General features: G+C 65.1%; 1 protein-coding gene. It reads left to right on the forward strand.

What is annotated here, in order from left to right:
• Window positions 1-16: 16 nt before the first annotated feature.
• On the forward strand, window positions 17-1026 hold a 1010-nt coding region (locus AWC17_RS08595; RefSeq protein ID WP_085164525.1), incomplete at its 3' end, for an NAD(P)/FAD-dependent oxidoreductase.

A 1026-nucleotide genomic window follows, 5' to 3' on the forward strand; every position in this document is an offset into this window, starting at 1 on the left:
GGAAAGGTACGACACGATGAACACCAATAAGAAGCTCCTGATTCTCGGCGCCGGCATCGGGGGACTCAGCGTGATCAAGGAACTCACCGATTCTGGAGTCACCCTCGATGATCTCGATATCACCGTCGTCGACAAAGATTTTTCGCACTTTCTGGGCTTCACCCTGCCCTGGGTGATGCGCGGCTGGCGCAACCAGGACAGTGTGCCCATCCGCCCCACCCCCGAGGCACTGTCCGGGCTGACCACCGTCACCGGCTCGGTGCGCGGCGTCGATCCTGTGTCGCGCACCGTCACCCTGGCCGATTCCACCGAATTGCCCTTCGACGCGCTGGTGATCGCCACAGGAGCCCGCAACGCCATCGACAAAGTCCCGGGATTACGCACGGCCGTCGACACCGGCATCGCGGTGCACTACTACAGCGCCGACGCGGCCGCCGATGCGCACCGCGCCCTGCAGAACTTCAGCGGCGGCAAACTGGTATTCCTCGTGACCTCCCAGCCTTTCCGCTGCCCCCCGGCTCCCTACGAAGGGGCCCTGCTGGCTGCCGACCTGCTCGGGGAGAACGGCTCCCGCGCCGCGACACAAATCTCGGTGTACAGCCCGGAGAAGCAACCGATGCCCTCAGCGGGCCCCTACGCCGGGTCCGAATTGGTGGCGCTGCTCAACGCCGAAGGCATCGACTTCTTCGGCGAATACAGTGTGGCGAGCGTAGATGCTGACAAGCGGGTCGTTGAGTTTCAGGACGGCACCACCGTCCAGTTTGATCTGCTGGTGTTCGTGCCCCCGCACGAACCGGCTGTCACTCTTGACGGGCCGGGCTGGATTCCCGTCGACGCCTCCACCATGCAAACCCGCCACCCCGGAATCTTCGCCATCGGAGACACCACCGCGATCACGTCCCCGTCCGGCCGGCCACTGCCCAAAGCCGCGATCTTCGCCAAGAACGGGGCCAAAGCCGCCGCCGAGAACGCGCTGCACTACCTCGGTAAGACGGACCGCATCGGCGCCCTATCGGGACGCGGGGA

The organism is Mycobacterium nebraskense (genome assembly GCF_002102255.1).
Lineage (GTDB): Bacteria > Actinomycetota > Actinomycetes > Mycobacteriales > Mycobacteriaceae > Mycobacterium > Mycobacterium nebraskense.